The following is a 16668-nucleotide window of genomic DNA, read 5'->3' as shown; positions in this document are numbered from 1 at the left end:
ATCGAACCGGTGCGCGAGAGCGCCCAACGGACACAAGGGGGAACGTCAGACCCGAGGAAATCACCACGCTAGTACGGCGTCCTGATGCCGTACATAGCCCGAATGCGTTAGCTCGGGTGAGTCAGTGGAGAAGGACCTTCATCCAGGTCAGACCCAGTCCGAGCAACCCACACGCCCCGGCAGCGACCAAGGATCCGACCCACGAGCGGCCCGTCCGGCGAAGCCAGAACAGCGGGACGAGAACCAGGAGCACGACGCCGGACCACATGGCCCAGGCGATGGCGCGTCCGTCCTCGAGCCACCCGATCGCGCCGAGGAACAGGATGAGCAGCGGGACGAAGACACCCTCCACGATCCCGATCTCGTGACGCACGCCCGCGATGAGGACACTGCGCCAGGGCTCGACCTCCGGCCCCGAGTCTGCCAGCATCGACGCGTAGACGTGCACGGTCCAGATCACCACGCTGGAGACCACGGCGAAGGCGAAGACTCGGCCGGCGGAGTCGTCGAAGTGTGAGGCCGCGGCGATGACGGCGATGACCGAGACGAGGCCGTAGACGGCACCGGCGACCGCGCGGGGCCCCCGACCCAGCTGCAGATCGTGTCCCCGATGCTCCCCGCCGACCTCGCGACCCACATCCTCGCTGTTCATCGGAGACCGGCCACCCGGATGTCCTCCACCGTCAGCCCCTCCGCATCCAGCATGCCCACGAGGTCGGCCAGGTCGAGACCCGCACCGGCAGTGGCTCGAAAGGTGGTGCACGGGTGCCGCTCGACGGCATCCGGTTGCAGCGCACAACGGAGCACCGGACCCAGCTCGCCCTCGACGGTCAGCTCGAACACGACCTCTGCCTCGGGCCCGGCCTCACTCATGCCTCGCCCCCGGTCGGCCCCTCGTCCGCCGTCCCGGTGATGAGCCTTCGGACCTCCACGACCTCGAGACCGAAGGTCCGAAGTCTCGCGAGCAACCCGTGGAGCTCGGCCTGGTCCCGACACCGGCAGATCAACACGGTCCTCGTCTCGCGTGAGGAGGTCTCGACGTCGGCGAGCTGCAGCAGGACCTGCTGCGGGACCATTCCGGCGACCCGTATCTCGAAGGCCTGGGCATCGGCGGCACCGGCGGTTCCCGGCTCCAGCGGGTTCTGACCCATGATCTCAACTCGACTTCCCGCGCTCGATGCTTCCTCGGCTGCGTCATGACCCTTGACCTGCGTCCTTCGGCGTACGAGCCGCATCATCGTCGGCCACAGCTGAACCAAGCCTGGTACGGAAGCAACGATCGGGCGTCGTCCGTGGTGGATGAGGACCGCGGCGTCGCCGGTCGAGCTACCCGGTCAGCTCGCTTGCGAAGTACTCGAGCGCTGTGGTCGTCTTGGTCCGCTGATCACCCGAGATCTCCAGCCCACGCCCGGCCAGGAACGCCTTGAGCTCCGCGGCGACCTGGAACGCGTTCACGGGTGCGCATCTGGAGGAGAGCTCGAGGACTCGCGCGCCATCCGGGTAGAACCACAGCTCGGCGACCAGCCGGCCCGCGTACTCCTGTGGCCTCAGCTTCTGCTTCAGAACGGTGATCGGGCCGAGCGGCACCAGGTCATCGAGCGCGAGGTCCGAGGCGGCGTTGGCCCGGAAGAAGCCCTGCTGCTCCTTCGTGTACAGCTTGTGGATCGGGCGCGTGCCCGCGGCGACCTCCTTGACGTCTGTCCGGCCACGGGTCGCCTTCATCGAGGCCGAACAGACGAAGCCTCCTGGCATCGCATCGACCTCGACGGTCAGGTTCTTGGACTTGCGCGCCGTCGAGAGCTCGGCCGGGTTGACGGGCCGCAGCTTCACGACGGAGTCGTCGTTCCGTCCCTGGATCCGACGCGCGCGGACGACGAGCCCGCGTTGGTTGAGCGCCAGGTCAGCAGTGTCGAAGAAGAACACCTGCCGGATCTGGGCATCCAGGGGATCGAGCCCCAGGGCGGCCACGGCCAGAGGTCGTTCGGCGTTCGGCACGGTCATCTTGAGCTCGACGCTGTCGGCCTGCCTGATCAGCTCGATCAGCTCACCGAGCTGTTCGGCGGAGAGCAGTCCCGGTGGCTGGGTACTTGCGGACATGGTCCGTCACGTTTCCACCCCGAGACGGCCGGGGCATCACCCCGGCCGGACGACTGGGGTGATGCCGCGATGACGAGCTCGCTGATGCGGGGCCGGTCAGTTGGTCAGGGCCTTCGCCTTGAGGGCGGCGAACTCGTCCGCCGTGATCGTCCCGGCATCGAGCAGCTGCTGGGCCTTGGCGATCTCCTCGGCGGGAGATGCGCCGGCGACCGAGCGGATGTAGTCGTCCTGGGCCGCCCGGGCGTCTTGGAAGGCCACGCTCTGACGCTCCGCCATCCCCTTGCCCCGGACGATCAGGTAGATGATGGCGGTGAGGAACGGCAGGAAGACGAGGCAGATCATCCAGACGGCCTTCATGACACCGGAGACCGACTTGTCCCGGAAGAGGTCGGTGACGATGTTGAACAGGATCATCAGGTAAGCCACGAAGGCGAAGGACACGATGATGAACCAGATGATGTCCCAGAAGCTCATGTGAGTAGTTCTCCTTCATTCAGGATGAGGCAGACAATGCTGGCCAGCACCCGAGCTCGGCTCAGCAGCATGGACCCATGGTTGGCGCTCCCGCACGAGTTCCCTTCACCCGCAACGGGTGATAGCCGACTCCGCTCAGCCGCAGGAACGACGCGGCTGCCTCACCCGAGTCAGGTGAGGCAGCCGCGCGCCCGCGGCGTTGCGATGGTGCGGTGAGCAACCCCGCGTACGCCACCGACGGCCGACCCAAGGCCCGATGCTGACCTGGCTGCGCGAGCGGATCACTCTGCCTCGCCATCTCTTCGATCGGCGTACGGCCCGACGCGATGCCGCTGCCGGCGCCGTGCTCGGCATCGAGTCGGTCCCGGACGGCCTCGCCAGCGGTCTTCTCGCCGGGGTGAACCCGGTCGCGGGACTCTACGGCTACCTGTTCGGGCTCGCCGGCGGGGCGCTGTTCACCGGGACCGCCACGATGGCGATCCAGGGCACAGGGGCGATGGCGATCATCGTCGCCGACGTGGACCTCGACGCGTACGACGACCCGGTGCGGGCGCTCGCCACCCTCTCGATCCTCACCGGCATCGTCATGATCGTCGCCGGTGCCCTCGGCCTGGGCAGGCTGCTGCGGTTCGTGTCCAAGTCGGTGATGACGGGGTTCATCTCCGCGGTCGGGATCAGCATCGTGCTCGGACAGCTCGACAACCTCACCGGCTACGACTCCCAGGGAAGCAACCGCGTCACCGCGGCGCTCGACCTGCTCCTGCACCTTCGCGGGGTCGACCTCGCGTCCCTGGTCGTCGGCCTGACCACCATCGCCGGCATCCTCGTCCTGCAGCGCACCCGCCTGGGCGCGACCGGACTGGTGGTGGCCGTCGCCGCGGGCTCCGCGCTGGCTGCCGTGCTCAACGCGCTGGGAAGCGACACCGTGGCGTTGGTCGCCGACGTCGCCGAGGTCCCCGGCTCGCTGCCGCTTCCGGTGTTCCCGGACCTGTCGGCCACGCTCGACCTCCTCCTCCCCGCCGCCGCCCTCGCGTTCGTCGGGATGGTCCAGGGCGCCGGGGTCTCGGCGGGCTTCCCGAACCCGGACGGCACCACCAGCCCCTCGCGCGACTTCATCGGCCAGGGAGCGGGCAACATCGCCTCCGGCCTCTTCCGCGGCGTACCGGTGGGCGGGTCGATGTCGGCCACCTCGCTGGTCGTCGGCGCGGGCGCCCGGAACCGGTTCGCCCTCCTCGTCGCGGCAGCCGTCATGGCCGCCGTCATCATTCTCTTCGCCGGCGTCGTCGAGCTCGTCGCCATGCCTGCCCTCGCCGGACTGCTGATCGTGGTCGGCGTCAGTACGGTCAAGCCGGCCAAGCTGCTCGCGGTCGGCAAGACCGGGCCGGTGCCGCTGACGGTGATGCTGACGACGCTGGTGCTCACCCTGCTGATGCCGCTGCAGTACGCCGTGCTGGTCGGTGTCGGGCTGTCGGTGCTGCTCTTCGTGATCGGCCAGTCCTCACGGCTGGTGACGCGCCGACTGGTGATGGGCGCGGACAACCGGGTCATCGAGACCAACCCGCCGACGAGTCTCGGCGAACGCGAGGTCGTGGTGCTCCAGCCGTACGGGCCGATCTTCTTCGCCACCGCCACCGCTCTGCGCTCCCAGATGCCGGATCTGACGCCGGCCTCACGCAGGTCCGTGGTGATCCTGCGGCTGCGTGGCGCCGACGATGCCGGCGCCACGCTGCTCGAGGTGCTGGGGACGTACGTTGCCGGGCTCGCCGACCTCGGCAGCAGGCTGGTGATCGTCACCGACAACGAGCGGCTGGTGCGCCAGCTGCAGACCGACGACACGCTCGGCTCGGCGGGTTCCGTCTACCAGGGCACCGCGGTGATCTGGGAGGCGACCCGCGAAGCCTACGACGATGCCGTCGCCTGGGTGGCGCAGGACACGGACGAGGCCGGCGACCGGGGGTGGCCGTCGGCCGGGCGCACCTACCGCGACCCGCACGAGGGCGACTGGCCACCGGACCAGATGGCCCTCTAGGAGAGCTGTCGCAGGCAGCCGGTTCACCCCTTTCCGGCGATCACCGAGACCTTCCGGCACGGGCAGTCTGGGAAGGTGACGAGCTCGGTGACCCTCGACGAATCGCGTACGGACTGGCGCGAACTGATCGCGATCGTGCTGCTGTCCGTGACGGCGATCCTGACCGCCTGGACCGGCTTCCAGGCGAGCAAATGGAGCGGAGCGATGTCGATCTCCTTCTCGCAGGCATCGACGAACCGGATCCAGGCCGCCCGGCTGGAGTCCACCGCCAACCGCAAGCTGTCGGTCCAGGTGTCCCTGTTCGTGCAGTGGCTCGAGGCGTACCAGAGCGGCGACACCGAGCTGACCGAGTTTCTCGAGGCTCGCTTCCCGGAGCCGCTGGCCACCGTCTTCCCGGCGTGGCTCGATGCCCGCCCGCTGAAGGACCCCGACGCTCCCGCCACACCGTTCGACATGGAGGAGTACGTCATCCCCGAGTCCGTGCGCGCGAGCGCCGCGGACGAGGCGGCCGACCGCAAGTTCGTCCAGGCTCTCCGCAACAACCAGCGCGGCGACAACTACACCGTCTTGACCATCGGCTTCGCCTGCGTGCTGTTCTTCGCAGCCATCTCCGAGCGCATGCGCCGGCGCCGAGCTCAGTGGGCGCTGCTCTGCATCGGCGGCGTGGGCTTCCTGGTCCTGACGATCGTGCTCATCTCGTTCCCGAAGATGATCTGAGGCCGGTCACCCGAAATAGGTGATCCTTTCGCCGTTTTTTGCCGTTTACTTTGAGTAGCATCGCAGCATAGCCGGGCGGGTATTACCGGCTCATCTACGGCGCGGTGACGCTCATCAGCACTCTCCCCCCAAACGAGCGCACGACGCCGGTGTCATCTGAGCTCTGACCGAGGGGAGAGGTTGTGCAGCGCAGCAGGCCGGCGCCCGCTACAGACCCGACGACAGCAGAATCCGCACCGATGCCGCGCACTGAGCCGGCGGTGATACCCACGGCCAGGGCCGGGGATGCCGCAGCCAGCGCCCCCTGGCCCCGCCTCCCGAGGGTCTACGTGCCGCGCCGCACGCTGTGGGACGACCTCGACCGCTCCGCAGATGCCGCGATCACCCTGCTGATCGCGCCCGCCGGCGCCGGCAAGACCCTGGGGGTCGCCGGGTGGCTGCGGCAACAGACCGACGACGGAGCTCCCCGCGCCCAGCGCTGGGTGGATGCCGACGGCACGATGACTCCCGACCAGCTCTCCGCGATGCTCGACGAGGCCGCCGAGGGCACGCCCCCTCGCATCGTCATCGACGACGCGCACCTGCTTCGTGCCGCCACGCACCGGATGCTCAACGAGCGGCTCAACGACGATCCCGACTCGATGCGGCTGGTGATGATCAGCCGTTGGGACCTGCCCTTCACCAGGCTCGTACCGGAGCTGCTCGGCAACTTCTCGGTCGTGCGAGGCAACGTGCTGCAGCTGAGCGACGCCGAGGCCGAGGCGCTCATCGTCGAGCACGCCCGCACCCATTCCAGGCCCGTCATCGACGCCATCGTCCACCAGGCCCGCGGCTGGTGCGCCGCGGTCGTCCTGGCGGCCCGGTCCGCCCATGCGAGCCCTCCGGGCAGGGCGGGCGAGTCCGCTTTCGAGGACGGCACCATCGGCCTCGGTGACCGGGTGGCGAGCGAGGTGTTCGCGTCGCTCTCCGCACGTGCGAGGCATCTGCTGCTGTGCACCTCCGCCGAGACGCTCGTGACCGCCAGGACCGCCGCGCATCTCTCCCAGAACCCGAGCGCCGGAGAGACGCTGACCGATCTGGAGAGCACCGGGCTGCTCGTGACCCGCGCGGTCCCGCTCATCCCCGACGCCGGAGGCGAGGAGGCCTACCGGATCCATCCGCTGCTCGCCGAGGTCGTACGCCGCCGGCTGGTCGCCGGCGGGGTCGACGTCGCCCGGGCGCGATCGACGGTGGTGCGTGCTGTCCGGATCGACCGCACGCGCGGCGAGACGCCGGGCGCGCTGCGCCGACTCGAGGCCGTCGGTGCCCACGAGGAGATGGCGGTCGTGCTCGCCGACGACGGAATCAGAACGGCGATGCGCGGCGACGGCGACCGCCTCCGCCCCTTCGCGCGCAACCTCGCCGAGCACGTCGAGACGACCCCGAGGGCCTGGTTCGCCCTCGCGGTGGAGGCCTGGCTCGAAGGCGACGTACCCGAGGCCGAGCACTGGCTCGACAGGTGTCTGGCGGAATCGGCCGCGATGTCGGAGGAGGAGCTCGCCTGCATCGGGTTGATGCGGGCACGGCTCGGCCTCGAGCCCCTACGAGCCGCGGTGGACCGGGCGGCCGAGGTGGTCCGGGGCAGGCACGGCGCCGGAGGCGAGGCCGATATTCTGCCGCAGCTGCTCACCGAGCTCGGCATCACCCAGAGCTGGCTCGGTCAGCTGCTGGAGGCGGAGCAGAGCCTGACCTCGGCGATCGGGCTCGCCCGCACCTGGGACATGCCGGCGGTCGGGGCCGATGCCTCCAGCCATCTGGCGATGACGGAGTACATGCTCGGTCGCGAAGCGGCCTGCGGGGAGATCGCCGAAGAGGCCGCGACCCTGCTGGAGCGGGCCGATCGAGGTCGCCCCCACGGCACCCGTAGCGACTTCACCCGCACCCGGACGGCGCTGGCCGCAGCCCTGGCGCGCAGCTCACGGCTCCCCTGGCTCGAGCTGGCGCCCATCGCGGACGCCAAGCTCCATCCCGCAGACCTGTGCACCCGGTTCTGGATGAGGCTCCGGGAGGCGCACATCACCCTCTCGGGCCACTCGGTCGTGCGCGCCCGCCAGATGCTCGGCGAGCCGTTGGACCTGCCCGGAGCCTTCCGGCTGCCGGACCACCTGCAGGTCACTCTGCTGATCAACCTGGCCGAGCTGGCCGCGCTGGCGACCGACCGACGTTCGCTGAAGTCTGTGGAGGACGAGCTCACCGAGCGCGGGATGAACGGCGAGGCCGCCCTGGCCAGGGCGTTGCGCGCGGACCTCGACGGAAACCGGCGCCTTGCCGCGGACCAGTTCGACATCGCAGCGCAGCAGGCGACCTGGTCCCAGCCGATGACCCGGGGGATCGCGCTCGTCGGGCGCGCGGAGCTGCTCCACGAGCTGGGGGAGGTGGACGCGGCGGCCGAACATCTCCAGCAGGTGGCGATCGAGACCGAGGTGCGCCAGAACGCGATCCCGTTCCTCGGCTGGACCCGACAGGGGACGCCTGTGCAGACCATGCTGGGACGGTTCCCAGCGCTCCGGCCGCATCGCTGGGTCGGCCGGATCGCGGCCGGCATCGCTGACATGCCCAGCCTGACGACCTACTTCGACCAGGGCACGCCCCGACCGACCGAGGCGGTCGACGAGTCGGCCGGGCCCCTCCCCGGGCTGAGCGCCCGGGAACGGGACGTCCTTCGTGAGCTCGCCCGCGGATCGACGTACGCCGACATCAGCGCCGCGCTCTTCGTCTCCGAGAACACGGTGAAGACCCACGTCAGCAGCCTGTACGCCAAGCTCGGTGCCTCACGGCGCAGCGAGGCACTGGCCGTGGCGCGGAGCCTGAACCTCATCTGACCGCATCGGGCTCGGCCGCCGTGGGACCCGGCGGCCGAGCCGATGTCAGTGCGGGTTCTGGACTGCGCTCATCCTCGAATCTCAGCTCTTGGCCTCGGCACGGAGGCGGAAGGCCATCACGATGGCGATGATGCCGACGGCGATCAGCCAGATGCAGGAGACCAGCAGGAGTGCGCCCAGCGACAGCTCCGGGTTGATGAGGAGCACGGCACCGGCGAGGACCGTGATGACACCGGCGGTGATTTCCCACAGGCGCCGCCCAGGGGCTGGCCGGAGGATGGCGCCGATGATGTCGACGATGCCTCCGATGACCCACCAGACTCCGAGCAGGATGGTGACGATGAGCAGCGTCTGGACCGGGTCCCGCAGGAAGAGCAGGCCGACGACGATCGCCAGCGCCCCCGAGAAGCCGACGACCGCTCGCAGACCGCCGTCCATGGACCTGCCGGCCACCGCGGCGATGAGCCGGAACACTCCCGACACGATGATCTGGATCGCGATGATCACCGCGACGACGACGAGCGTCTGCTTCGGCCAGACCGCCAGGATGACGCCGAGTACCGTGGTGACCAGCCCGTAGGTCAGGACCAGGCCCCAGTAGTCCCCGAGGCCCTCGAACACGGAGCCGGAGCCCACGGGACGGTCCTGGGGCGATGTGGCCGCACTCGGATCCTGTCCGGCACCCGGGCTCCGTACGTCGGGGCCCGCAGGCTCCGAGCCGGAGACGCCAGGGCCTGGGATGTCGGAGCTGGCCATGTCAGAGCTCGGCACGACTCGACATCAGCTGCGCGAGCGACCAGATGACGAAGATGTAGAGCGCCAGCATCGCGAGCGCCCAGAACGGGTAGTAGGGCATGAAGGCGAACGCGGAGATCGAGCCGATGACCGCGATCACGATGCCGGCGATACGGGCCCACGTCTGTCCGAGGAGCAAGCCGATGCCGACCGCTACCGCGATCGCGCCCAGGACGATGTGGATCCAGCCCCAGGCGGTGAGGTCGAACTGGTAGACGTAGTCGATGCCTTTGACGTAGACGGTGTCCTCGGCAACGGCAGCGATGCCGGTGAGGATCTGGAAGATGCCGACCGTCGTGAGGATGGTGCCTGCGAAGATCGCGCCGGAGAAGGCGAAGGCGGTCTTGACCGGAGAGTCGTAGCCTCCGCCTTGTGGTGTGGTCGTGCTCATGATGGGGTACTCCCTGTGGTCGTGAGCGGTTTCTCGTCGACCGCTTCGGTGGACGAGAAGTTAGGCCGCTTCGGCCCCGGCGGGCTCACCCGCAACGGGCGATCCTCCGGCACCGAAGACGTCACGCAGCGCTGCTTCCTGGCTGTCGGTCAGATCGGTGAAGATCGGGTCGGACGGCAGTCGCCCTCCGATCGTGTCCCTGACCGAGTCGACGACGCTGTCCGTGGTCAGCACGAACAGCGCCGAGGTCCCCGGGGTGACCCGGTCCCGGACCCTGTTGATGAAGCCGTCGTCGATCCCGACGGCGCTCAGCGCGTCCGAGACCAGCCCGGTGGCGGTGCCCAGGGCGGCTCCGAGCAGTGGCACGAAGAAGATGAAGCCGAGCAGAAGACCCCAGAAGGACCCGCCCAACGCTCCCCCGCCCTCGTCTGGATGCAGCTCGGTCGTCCTCAGCTTCATGCTGCTCGACGGCCAGGAGAGGGCCGCGGCGTCGTGGAGGTCGATGAGGCCCTCCCGAGCCAGCTCCTCGAGCGCGTGCATGGTCTCCTCGGCACCTTCAGGAGTGTCGAACCTCCACACGGCCAGAGTTCCTGTCGACATGTCCTCCCCCGCTCCTGGTGTCCGTCAGCCGAGCAGCTGCTGCTTGGCGGCTGCGAACTCCTCGTCGCTGAGCACCCCTTGGCTGTGCAACTCTCCCAGCTGCCTCAGCTGACCGATCAGGTCGCTCTGCGCCGGTGCCGCCGGTGCCGCCGGAGCGGGTGGCGGCTGAGGCGGCGGGGCCGCTGCGTACTGCTGTTGCTCGTACTGCTGTTGCTCGTACGCCTCTGACTGGGCCCGTTCCTGGGCCCTGGCCGCCTGCCGGCGGTTGACGGCGTTCGAGGTGGCGGTGGCTGTGCCGGCGATGACTGCCGTTCGTGCGGCGGCACCGATGAGACCGGGGCGGCCGACGCGTCTACCCAACATGACGTGACTCCTCTCTAGCGGGCGGCGGAGGCGAAGGCGACGTCGACGTCCTCGGGTGGCACCCGCAGGAACAGCTCGACCTCGGCACCGACGCTCCGGATGCGCCCGACGGCCTCCCGCGCCCAGACCTGCTCGTAGACGACCGCGAGGCCGGCCTGGCCGGGCTCGAGGGCGGTGGCGAAGGTTTCGATGTCGGCGTCGCTCAGCAGGTCGTTGGCGTCGATCTGAAGCCCCGACAGCTCCGCAGGCAGACCCTCCGCCTCTTCGAGGTCGAGGGCCCGGAAGCTGCCGCCGGCGTCCTTGGACATCAGCACGCAGTCGATGATCCGGATCACTCCGCTCTCGACCGGTTGCCGCAGTACCGCCGCGAGGTCGCCGAGCTCGACGTCCTCCGACATCGAAAGAAACAGGATCTCGACCGGGCCGCGTTCCATCGTGCCTCCCACCTATCGCGCGCCTGCCGGGCGGCAGGACTACTCCGACGCTAGGACGGGTTGCGCCCCTGCTGCTCACCCGCATCGGGTGACTTGGAGCGGTTCACTCCGGCCGGTCGGAGGGTGGCTCCTGCGAAGCGACCACCGCGGCGTGCGTGGACTCCCCCAGGATCTGGGTGGCCGGCTCGATGTGGACCCCGCTGAGCCGTTGGAGCGTGCCGTCCGCCGACCAGCGCTCGACGAGGTCCGGGTCGACCCCGGACAGATACAGACGCGCGCCCGCTCCGTCCAGATCCCGGGCGTAGTCCCCCACGACCTTCAAGAAGGTGGCGCCCAGCGTCGTACGCCCTCGCAGCCGCAGCACCACCGCGGTGGCCGCCTCCTCGCCCTGGTCCGGCTCCGGCCCTTCGGGCGGGAGCGGCAGCCGACGCTGCAGCGTCCTCGCCCCTGCGTAGAACAGCGAGCCGTACGCCTCGAGCACGACGAGGTCGCCACGCGTCAGCGTCCGCGGCACCGGGCTCTCGATGAAGCGCCCCTCCTCGTCCCGCTCGATGCGTACGAGCCTGAGGTCCAGGGAGTCCTGTCGCAGCTGCAGCAGGAGCGAGGCGATCACGCCGATGCCGACCGCCTGCGCGACCGGCAGCAGGAGGACGGCGACGAAGGTCGCCGTCATCGCGACGGCGGGGATGACACCCGTCCTCGCGACGGCCACCACCTCGCGGGGATGGATGGACGCGGCGCCGGCATAGATGAGCACAGCGGCGAGGGTCGGCATCGCGACCTCACCGACGACGCCGGAGAGCAGCACGAGGATCACCACCATCCAGATGCCCGCCCAGATCGCGCCCCAACGGGAGACGGCGCCGGCCGTCGCGTTGAGGGCCGTCTGGCCCACGGACCCGCCGACCGGCTGGCCGCCGAAGAAGCCCGAGGCGACGTTGGCGAGTCCCTGCGCGGTGAAGTCCCGGCGCATCGAGGACCTGCTGCCGTCGAGGTTCGGGACGGCCTCGGCCACTCCCGCTCCCTGGATGAGCACGAGCGCCGCGATGGCGATCCCACCGGTCACCATGTCCATGTCGAGCAGGCTCAGGTCGGGCAGCTGCGGGACGGGCAGGCCCTGCGGGATCGTGCCGGAGTCCTTGACCCTGACGACGTCGGCCCCCGTCACCAGGACGGCAAGGGTCGGCAGGACGAGCGCGACCAGCGACGAGGCCACCGCGAGCCGGGTCGGAGCCAGCACCAGCAGCAGGAACAGCGCCCCCAGCCCGGTCGCGACGGTGGGCAGACTGCTCTCGTCGAGCCGGGTGAGGAGGTCCCACGCCTTGGCCGCGGCGAAGGGCCCCTCGGCGTCGACGCCGGCGATGTCCGGGAGCTGACCGAGCACGATGTTGACCGAGACCCCGGTGAGGAAGCCGAGCATCACCGAGTAGGAGACGAACCTGATGTAGCGGCTCAGCCTCAACAGTGCGGCCAGGAGCATCACCCCGCCCGCGACGATCGTCAACAGCAGCATCGCCGCCGACCGGTCGTCGGCGTCGTGACCGGCCAGGACCGAGCCCGCGGCCAGCGCCGAGGCGCTGGTGGTCGTGACCACCATCATCCGGGTCGAGGAGCTCAGACCGCCCACGATGGGACCGGCGAAGGAGGCGTAGAGCCCGTGGGTGGGGTTGACCCCGGCGAGCACGCTCGACGCCATCCCGTCGGGCACGCTGGCGATGGCCCCTGGCAGCCCGGCGACGAGGTCGCGGCGCCAGTGGCGCTTCTGCGGGGTGATCTCCCGGACCTCTCTCCGCAGCACTCGTTGCGCACGTGCCTGGGTGCGACGCAGCGACCCCGCGTAGAGCCGCTGCAGCGACGTACGACCGTCCGGGTCGGGATCCATGTCGCCCTTGGCCACCGGCGCTCCAATCCAGGGAGGAAGAAAGGCGTACGGACGTCGGGCCCACGCCGTCAACGCATCATCCGCCGGCGGGGTGACCCCAGGCTCACCCCTTCCGGGCGATCCCGGAACGGGCCCGGCGTAGCAGCCTCACCGATCGTGGCCAGACTCATCGCTCCGTCGTTCAGCGGCTACTCGCCGTCCTGGATCAGGTCCGACGTCCTCGCCGGGCTCACGGTCTGGGCCGTGCTCGTACCGGAGTCGTTGGCGTACGCCACCATCGCCGGCGTGCCGCCGGTCGTCGGCCTCTACGCAGCAGTGCCTTCGCTGGTTCTCTACTGCCTGCTCGGCTCCTCGCGTCACGTGATCGTCGCGCCGATGTCGGCGACCGCAGCGCTCTCGGCCGGGATCGTGGCGGACTTCTCCTCCGGCGGGGCCGACGTCGTCGCGCTCACCGCCGGCCTGGCGATCGCGACAGGCATCGTCGCGCTCGTCGCCGGCCTGTTCCGCCTGGGCTTCCTCGCCGCCTTCATCAGCGAGCCGGTGCTGCGAGGGTTCATCATCGGACTCGCGCTGACGATCATCATCGGGCAGCTCCCATCGCTGGTGGGCGTGGAGAAGGGCTCGGGCAACTTCTTCGAGAAGGCCTGGGACCTGCTGCTCCAGCTGGGTGACGTCGACCCCCTGACCATCGCCATCGGCGTAGGCAGCCTCGCCGTCCTGCTCGTCCTGCGGCGGCTGGTGCCCCTCCTTCCCGCGTCCCTGTTCGTGGCGCTGTTCTGCATCGGGCTCACCGCCCTGCTCGACCTCGACAGCCACGGTCTCGCCATCGTGGGCCACATCGACGCCGGTCTGCCTACCATCGGGCTCCCGGACGTGTCGGGTCCCGACTTCCGCGACCTCATCGCGGCGGCCGTCGGGGTGATGCTCGTCGGATTCGCGGAGGGCCTGGGCGCCGCCAAGACGTACGCCGCCAAGAGCGGTTACGACATCGACCCGAACCGCGAGCTGCTCGGTCTGGGCGTCTCCAACCTGGGGGCCGGCCTGGCCAGCGGGATGGTGGTCAACGGCTCCCTGTCCAAGACCGCCGTCAACGGATCGGCCGGCGCGAAATCGCAGCTCTCGGCGGTGACCGCCGCCGTGCTCACGCTGCTCACGCTGCTGTTCATGACCCGGCTCTTCTCCGACCTTCCCGAGGCCACGCTCGCCGCGATCGTGATCGCCGCGGTGATCGAGCTCGTCGACATCTCCGCGTTGCGCCGACTGTGGCGGATCCGGACCGGGCAGCTCACCAAGGTCTACCAGCTCACCGCTCGCGCCGACTTCGTCGGCGCCGTCGCGGCGCTGATCGGCGTGCTCGTCTTCGACACCCTGCCCGGTCTCGTGATCGGCATCGTCGCCTCGGTCGTTCTGCTCATCGCACGGACCTCACGGCCGCACATCGCACCGCTGGCCCCCGTCGATGCTCCCGCTGACGGCGGCACCTCGCCGCACGCGGGTCTGTGGGTGGACCAGAGCCGCAACCCGGCGTACGCGGGAGTCCCGGGCTTCCTGGTGGTCAGGGTCGAGGCGTCCCTGTTGTTCGCGAACGCCGACTACGTGCGTGAGCGGGTCCGCGAGCTCGCCGCGGACGTGCCGGACCTCCGGCTGGTCGTGCTCGACGGCCGGGCCACGCCGTCGATCGACGTCACCGCCACCGCCATGCTGACCCAGCTCCGCGGCGACCTGCAGCGGCTCGGCGCCGACCTGGCGCTCGCCGGCGACGTGGGCCAGGTGCGCGACGTCCTGACCAAGGCCGCCGAAGAGGGCGAGCCGCTGATCTACCCGACCGTCGAGGCCGCGCTCGCGGCGGCGACCGGCAAGGCGGCTACTGAAGAGCCGCCGTCAGGCGCATGACGTTGTCGACGTACGCGGCCCCGCGCCCGCGCCGCGACCACTCCTCGGCGCTGAGATCGCTCGACCTCTCCCGGTAGTCGTCGAGCACGCTCTGCAGGTCATCGACCACCTGCTCGCTCTCGAGCAGCACGATGACCTCGTAGTTGAGCGCGAAGGAGCGGTAGTCCATGTTCGAGGAGCCGACGACGGCGATCGTGTCGTCGATCGTGAAGAACTTGGTGTGGAGGACGTACGGCGCCGGGTAGAGCCGGATCCGGACACCGGCGGCGAGGAGGTCGGCGTAGTAGGAGCGCTGAGCGTGGAAGACCATGAACTGGTCGGCGCCCTCGTTCACGAACAGCTCGACCTCGACACCGCGCTGGGCAGCGGTCGTGACGGCGTAGAGAAGCGACTCGTCCGGCACGAAGTAGGGGCTGACCAGGCAGATCCGCGACTGCGCGCCGTAGATCAGGGTGTTGAACAGGCGCAGGTTGTTCTCGGTCACGAAACCGGGACCGCTCGGCACGACCTGGCACGCCACCTTCTCGGCGGCTCGTTCCGTCCGCTCGATCTCCACAGGCGTACGCGGGACGAGCATGTCGCGGATGCTCTCGGCGGTCTCGGCATACCAGTCGGTCGCGAAGACGACTGCCAGGTCCCGCACCGCCGGCCCCTCGATCCGGATCATCAGATCGACCCACTCGCGCCCCGCCTTGTGGTTCTTCGGCTTGTCGTAGCCGGGCTCGATGAGGTTCTGCGAGCCCGCGAACGCGACCACGCCGTCGACGACGAGGATCTTGCGGTGGTTGCGCAGGTCCGGACGGCGGAGCTCACCGCGCAGCGGCCGGACCGGCAGCATCGGCGCCCACTTGATGCCGGAACCCTCGAGCCGCGACAGCATGTCCTGGTGGCCGGGGATGCCGCGCGAGCCGAGATGGTCGAAGAGGAAGCGCACCTCCACCCCGCGTGCGACCGCGTCGACGAGTGCGTCGAAGAAGTCGCTGGTGGCCTCGTCCCAGGCCGAGATGTAGAACTCCACGTGCACGAACCACCGGGCGCTGCGTACGACCTCGGTCATCGCCGCGAACGTCCGCGCATAGTCGGGATGGACCTCGATCCGGTTGTCGCCGGTCAACGGCAGTGACCCCAGGCGCTCGTTGAGCCGTACGGCGCCGCCCGAGGGGCCCGCCGGAGCCGTCTGTGCCGCCGGGTCGTACCTGATCTCGGCGCTGACCAACTCGTTGACCTGCCGCTGCCATGCCCGGCGCTTGCGGCCGACGCTGGTGCTCCCGAAGAGCAGGAACGCGAGCAGACCGAACGCCGGCAGCGCCAGGATGAGGAACAGCCAGGCCAGGCCCGTGGACGGCTTGCGGCCGCCGGGAATCACGCCCAGCGCCACCACACACACGGTGATGTGGGCGACGACGAGAGCTGCGCTGAGGAGGCTCGCGACCCAGGTGGACCCGTCCATCACAGCGACCCCACTCCGTCGCCGACCATCTTGGCCCCGAGCACGACGAGGAGGACCGTCATGATGGCGGCGTTGTGGGCGATCATCCAGACCTTGATGCCCTCCAGCAGCCGGGCCGCGCGCTCACCGGCCACCAGGTAGATGCCGAACGGCACCAGCACGCCCAGGCTGGCGACGACGGTGAAGACGGCCATCGCCACGATCCGCTCGCCGGTCACCGCTGTCGCCGTCGCGATCGTGCTGGCCGCCGAGACCACGAGCAGCAGGTTCTTGGGGTTGACCGATCCCAGGAGTACGCCCGTGCCGAACGCCTTGAAGGCGTTGAACTCGTCCAGCGCCGCCATCCACGACGGGGTCGGCGCGGCCTCCCCCTCCTCCGGCCTGCCCCGCCAGCTGCGTACGGCGAGCAGGAGGAGCAGAGCTCCGAGGACGATCTTCAGCAGTGACGCCCAGGTCGGGGTGTCCGCGTCTCCCGATCCGGCCGCACCGACGAGCAGCGCGACGAGCGTGCCGAGCACGAAGATGCCCGACAGCCACCCAGCGACGAAGGCCGCCCCGTTGGAGCCGGCGCGGCGGCTGACCAGCATGAGGACCAGTGCGACGATCGGCATGGGGCTGACGAGCACACCCACGGCGATCGGCAGAGACTCGCCTATTGCTTCGCCCATGGCCAGACTTCAGC

17 protein-coding genes are annotated in these 16668 nt (G+C 69.7%); 4 read left to right on the top strand and 13 right to left on the bottom strand.

What is annotated here, in order from left to right; genetic code table 11:
- Window positions 1-121: 121 nt before the first annotated feature.
- From ACFV9G_RS01710 to ACFV9G_RS01690, 5 genes are all read right to left on the bottom strand, one after another.
- Window positions 122-652 (bottom strand): hypothetical protein, encoded by a 531-nt coding sequence (locus ACFV9G_RS01710; protein ID WP_378724328.1) that lies wholly within the window; start codon window positions 650-652, stop codon window positions 122-124.
- Complete coding sequence (locus ACFV9G_RS01705) at window positions 649-873, bottom strand: hypothetical protein (RefSeq protein WP_378724326.1); 225 nt, start codon at window positions 871-873, stop codon at window positions 649-651. The genes ACFV9G_RS01710 and ACFV9G_RS01705 overlap by 4 nt, the downstream gene beginning before the upstream one ends.
- Window positions 870-1151, bottom strand: coding sequence for a hypothetical protein (locus tag ACFV9G_RS01700; protein ID WP_378724324.1), 282 nt, complete (start codon window positions 1149-1151; stop codon window positions 870-872). The genes ACFV9G_RS01705 and ACFV9G_RS01700 overlap by 4 nt, the downstream gene beginning before the upstream one ends.
- Before the next feature lie 175 nt (window positions 1152-1326).
- Window positions 1327-2097 (bottom strand): hypothetical protein, encoded by a 771-nt coding sequence (locus ACFV9G_RS01695; RefSeq protein ID WP_378724322.1) that lies wholly within the window; start codon window positions 2095-2097, stop codon window positions 1327-1329.
- Between the two features lie 96 nt (window positions 2098-2193).
- The gene (locus ACFV9G_RS01690) at window positions 2194-2571 is read right to left on the bottom strand and encodes an SHOCT domain-containing protein (RefSeq protein ID WP_378724320.1); all 378 of its coding nucleotides are present in this window, start codon (window positions 2569-2571) and stop codon (window positions 2194-2196) included.
- 256 nt (window positions 2572-2827) lie between these two features.
- Here ACFV9G_RS01690 and ACFV9G_RS01685 point away from each other — a divergent pair, with 256 nt between their 5' ends.
- The 3 genes from ACFV9G_RS01685 (at window position 2828) to ACFV9G_RS01675 (ending at window position 8178) form a co-directional block, all read left to right on the top strand.
- Window positions 2828-4600 (top strand): SulP family inorganic anion transporter, encoded by a 1773-nt coding sequence (locus ACFV9G_RS01685; protein ID WP_378724318.1) that lies wholly within the window; start codon window positions 2828-2830, stop codon window positions 4598-4600.
- An 87-nt stretch (window positions 4601-4687) separates the two neighbouring features.
- Complete coding sequence (locus tag ACFV9G_RS01680) at window positions 4688-5317, top strand: hypothetical protein (RefSeq protein ID WP_378724316.1); 630 nt, start codon at window positions 4688-4690, stop codon at window positions 5315-5317.
- Between the two features lie 239 nt (window positions 5318-5556).
- Window positions 5557-8178, top strand: coding sequence for a LuxR C-terminal-related transcriptional regulator (locus tag ACFV9G_RS01675; protein ID WP_378724314.1), 2622 nt, complete (start codon window positions 5557-5559; stop codon window positions 8176-8178).
- Between the two features lie 81 nt (window positions 8179-8259).
- Here ACFV9G_RS01675 and ACFV9G_RS01670 read toward each other — a convergent pair whose 3' ends face one another.
- From ACFV9G_RS01670 to ACFV9G_RS01645, 6 genes are all read right to left on the bottom strand, one after another.
- Complete coding sequence (locus ACFV9G_RS01670; protein ID WP_378724312.1) at window positions 8260-8814, bottom strand: HdeD family acid-resistance protein; 555 nt, start codon at window positions 8812-8814, stop codon at window positions 8260-8262.
- A gap of 121 nt (window positions 8815-8935) precedes the next feature.
- Window positions 8936-9364, bottom strand: coding sequence for a hypothetical protein (locus ACFV9G_RS01665; RefSeq protein WP_378724310.1), 429 nt, complete (start codon window positions 9362-9364; stop codon window positions 8936-8938).
- Window positions 9365-9424: 60 nt separating this feature from the next.
- Entirely contained in the window at window positions 9425-9964 is a 540-nt protein-coding gene (locus tag ACFV9G_RS01660) for a DUF1269 domain-containing protein (protein ID WP_378724308.1), read from the bottom strand.
- 24 nt (window positions 9965-9988) lie between these two features.
- Entirely contained in the window at window positions 9989-10327 is a 339-nt protein-coding gene (locus tag ACFV9G_RS01655; RefSeq protein WP_378724306.1) for an SHOCT domain-containing protein, read from the bottom strand.
- A gap of 14 nt (window positions 10328-10341) precedes the next feature.
- The gene (locus ACFV9G_RS01650) at window positions 10342-10761 is read right to left on the bottom strand and encodes a DUF6325 family protein (protein ID WP_378724304.1); all 420 of its coding nucleotides are present in this window, start codon (window positions 10759-10761) and stop codon (window positions 10342-10344) included.
- A 103-nt stretch (window positions 10762-10864) separates the two neighbouring features.
- A complete protein-coding gene (locus ACFV9G_RS01645) occupies window positions 10865-12658 on the bottom strand; it encodes a SulP family inorganic anion transporter (protein WP_378724302.1) in 1794 nt (597 codons plus the stop codon).
- Between the two features lie 141 nt (window positions 12659-12799).
- On the opposite strand from ACFV9G_RS01645, the gene ACFV9G_RS01640 reads away from it, so the two are divergent.
- Window positions 12800-14536 (top strand): SulP family inorganic anion transporter, encoded by a 1737-nt coding sequence (locus tag ACFV9G_RS01640; RefSeq protein WP_378724300.1) that lies wholly within the window; start codon window positions 12800-12802, stop codon window positions 14534-14536.
- Here ACFV9G_RS01640 and cls read toward each other — a convergent pair.
- Together cls and ACFV9G_RS01630 are read right to left on the bottom strand one after the other, a co-directional pair.
- Entirely contained in the window at window positions 14508-15986 is a 1479-nt protein-coding gene (gene cls, locus ACFV9G_RS01635; protein ID WP_378724298.1) for a cardiolipin synthase, read from the bottom strand. The two genes, ACFV9G_RS01640 and cls, sit on opposite strands and share 29 nt — an antisense overlap.
- Complete coding sequence (locus tag ACFV9G_RS01630) at window positions 15986-16654, bottom strand: GAP family protein (protein WP_378724296.1); 669 nt, start codon at window positions 16652-16654, stop codon at window positions 15986-15988. The genes cls and ACFV9G_RS01630 overlap by 1 nt, the downstream gene beginning before the upstream one ends.
- Between the last annotated feature and the right edge of the window lie 14 nt (window positions 16655-16668).

This window comes from Nocardioides sp. NPDC059952 (genome assembly GCF_042730435.1).
Classification (GTDB): Bacteria; Actinomycetota; Actinomycetes; order Propionibacteriales; family Nocardioidaceae; genus Nocardioides.
This window is presented reverse-complemented; position numbering and strand designations above follow the sequence as displayed.

Coding starts and splice junctions, on each gene's coding strand:
- ACFV9G_RS01710 (WP_378724328.1), bottom strand. CDS start 652: ATGAACAGCGAGGATGTGGGTCGCGAGGTCGGCGGGGAGCATCGGGGA.
- ACFV9G_RS01705 (WP_378724326.1), bottom strand. CDS start 873: ATGAGTGAGGCCGGGCCCGAGGCAGAGGTCGTGTTCGAGCTGACCGTC.
- ACFV9G_RS01700 (WP_378724324.1), bottom strand. CDS start 1,151: ATGGGTCAGAACCCGCTGGAGCCGGGAACCGCCGGTGCCGCCGATGCC.
- ACFV9G_RS01695 (WP_378724322.1), bottom strand. CDS start 2,097: ATGTCCGCAAGTACCCAGCCACCGGGACTGCTCTCCGCCGAACAGCTC.
- ACFV9G_RS01690 (WP_378724320.1), bottom strand. CDS start 2,571: ATGAGCTTCTGGGACATCATCTGGTTCATCATCGTGTCCTTCGCCTTC.
- ACFV9G_RS01685 (WP_378724318.1), top strand. CDS start 2,828: ATGCTGACCTGGCTGCGCGAGCGGATCACTCTGCCTCGCCATCTCTTC.
- ACFV9G_RS01675 (WP_378724314.1), top strand. CDS start 5,557: ATGCCGCGCACTGAGCCGGCGGTGATACCCACGGCCAGGGCCGGGGAT.
- ACFV9G_RS01665 (WP_378724310.1), bottom strand. CDS start 9,364: ATGAGCACGACCACACCACAAGGCGGAGGCTACGACTCTCCGGTCAAG.
- ACFV9G_RS01660 (WP_378724308.1), bottom strand. CDS start 9,964: ATGTCGACAGGAACTCTGGCCGTGTGGAGGTTCGACACTCCTGAAGGT.
- ACFV9G_RS01655 (WP_378724306.1), bottom strand. CDS start 10,327: ATGTTGGGTAGACGCGTCGGCCGCCCCGGTCTCATCGGTGCCGCCGCA.
- ACFV9G_RS01650 (WP_378724304.1), bottom strand. CDS start 10,761: ATGGAACGCGGCCCGGTCGAGATCCTGTTTCTTTCGATGTCGGAGGAC.
- cls (WP_378724298.1), bottom strand. CDS start 15,986: ATGGACGGGTCCACCTGGGTCGCGAGCCTCCTCAGCGCAGCTCTCGTC.
- ACFV9G_RS01630 (WP_378724296.1), bottom strand. CDS start 16,654: ATGGGCGAAGCAATAGGCGAGTCTCTGCCGATCGCCGTGGGTGTGCTC.